The sequence below is a fragment of the uncultured Fibrobacter sp. genome (assembly GCF_937877005.1).
Taxonomy (GTDB): Bacteria; Fibrobacterota; Fibrobacteria; order Fibrobacterales; family Fibrobacteraceae; genus Fibrobacter.
This window is the reverse complement of record NZ_CALEFV010000296.1, coordinates 1-2,064: the sequence shown is the minus strand read 5'-3', so window position 1 is coordinate 2,064 and position 2,064 is coordinate 1. Positions and strand designations below refer to the sequence as shown.

2 protein-coding genes are annotated in these 2,064 nt (G+C 48.4%); both read right to left on the bottom strand.

Annotated features, from left to right (window positions below; genetic code table 11):
- Positions 1-1,080 (bottom strand): diguanylate cyclase (locus tag Q0628_RS13295; RefSeq protein ID WP_298771742.1); only part of this gene is annotated, 1,080 nt, incomplete at its 3' end.
- Between the two features lie 153 nt (positions 1,081-1,233).
- The coding region (gene sstT / locus Q0628_RS13290; RefSeq protein WP_298771740.1) for a serine/threonine transporter SstT at positions 1,234-2,064 on the bottom strand (831 nt) is incomplete at its 5' end.

Sequence of the window (2,064 nt, the reverse complement as noted above, 5' to 3'; positions counted from 1 at the left end):
GTATACCGTGCTGTGCAAAAAGGTATTGCGCAGTAGGGTACCGACAGCCTGCAGAAGTTCATCACCGGCCTTATGCCCCATAGTATCATTGATGACTTTCAGGTTGTTCAAGTCGATCATGGCGAAGCCAAATTCTTTCACGAGATTTTCTTTTAAGTCCTTTTCGAGAGTCCGTACCGAATCGTCGTAGGCGATTTTGGAACCCACATGGGTCAAGGCATCCTTGTAAGCGAGTATGGTCATGTTGGCCGCTTCTTCTTGCGCGGATTTTGCCGTTTCTTCGGCTTCCAAGATGTCTTCTACGTAGTTCCTCATGTCCTTAGACATTTGGGTGATGGCGATAGAAAGGAATTCCACTTCGTTACGCGTATTGATTTCTGGAGCATCGAAGACGAGGTGCTTTGGATCTTTCTTTTTGCCGCGGCTTTTTTCGGCGAATTTGCGGACGCTTTTTTCGAGAGCGATGATGGGCCCAGTCACGTTTTTGTGCAACCAGAAGATAAGGATTGATGCAAACAGAATGCCTGTTCCAAGGGTCAAAAGGATACTGTAGAGGACAGACTTGTGCAGAGTGTTGCGGAGGGCCTCGATGGAAATATCTGCACATAAGAGACCGAAGTGGACTCCCGTGGAATTGATCAGGGGTTTGCAACCGGTATAGGCGACGCCCCATTCGGAGGTCTCTTCGAAAAATGTAATTTGATCTTCTGCAATTGCAACGGAGAATTTATTCAGTTCTTCTTCAGGATATGCGTCACTTGTTTCGAGAAGTTCCATATCCTGTTCACCTCGGGCGCGTTCTGCTTCGCTTGTTGCCGAACAGATGTTCACCATCAGTTTGTCGCGGACAAAGGCGGAGTATAGGTAGAACAGGTTGAACTCGTCAACGAGATTGTTGAGCGTTTCCTGGACTTGGTGGTATTTTTCGCTCTTTTCTCCCGTAATGACGCACTGATACAGATCGTCCAGGTCGATACGCTTTGTGATGTGGTTTAAAATAGAACCCAGTTTTTCATCGTAGCGGGAATAGAGAGTCTTTGAGTAGGTATAATAAGCCTGTGCAGAAAACAGAATACACATGAATGCGATGAATGCTGCGCATCCTATAAATAAACTTCGGTGTATAGGTTTCTTGTTGTCTGCCATTGTATTTACCACAAGAGAAAATAACTTTTTTTTCGGAACAGAGGATGTTCCAATTTGGAACGTTTTTGGTAAAAAACGGCTTGTATTTTAGCGGAACCTACGGGGAAGGTGTTTTCCTTCGGCAATCCAGCCACTGTATTCGGCTGCGGCGGTGTACATGACGTCGGTCGAAGAGTTGAGGGCGGTTTCAAGGCTATCTTGGACTGCGCCAATGATAAAGCCTACGGCCACGACCTGCATGGCGACGTCGTTTGAAATGCCGAGGAACGAACAGGCCATGGGAATCAGGAACAGAGAACCGCCTGCAATACCGCTTGCGCCGCAAGCTCCGATACTGGCGATAATGCATAGCATCAGGGCGGTCGGAAAACTGACTGAAATGCCTAGTGTGTGCGCGGCAGCCAAGGTCATAACGGCAATCGTGATGGCGGCCCCGTTCATGTTGATGGTGGCACCAAGCGGAATCGAGACGGAATAGAATTCGCGGTCGAGCTTGAGCTTTTCGCATACGTCCATGTTCACGGGAATGTTCGCTGCCGAGCTTCGCGTAAAGAGGGCGGTAATGCCGCTTTCTTTAAGGCAGTAAATCACAAGCGGGTAGGGGTCTTGCTTGATGGCGAAGCTCACAATCAGCGGTGCGATAACGAAAGTCGTAAAGATCATGGCACCGGCAAGGACCGCGATCAGTAAACCATAGGTCTTGAAGATTCCGATACCATTGGTGGCGATGGAAGAATGGATCAGGCCGATGATACCGAAAGGAGCCAAGTTAATGAGCCAGTGGACAATGGCCGTGACGGACTTGGTAATGTCTTGCAGGAGTTCCTTGGTAGAATCGCTGGCGTGAATCTTGATTGCAAAACCGAAAATGATTGCCCACACGAGAATACCGATATAGTTTGCCTCGGTAATGGCTTC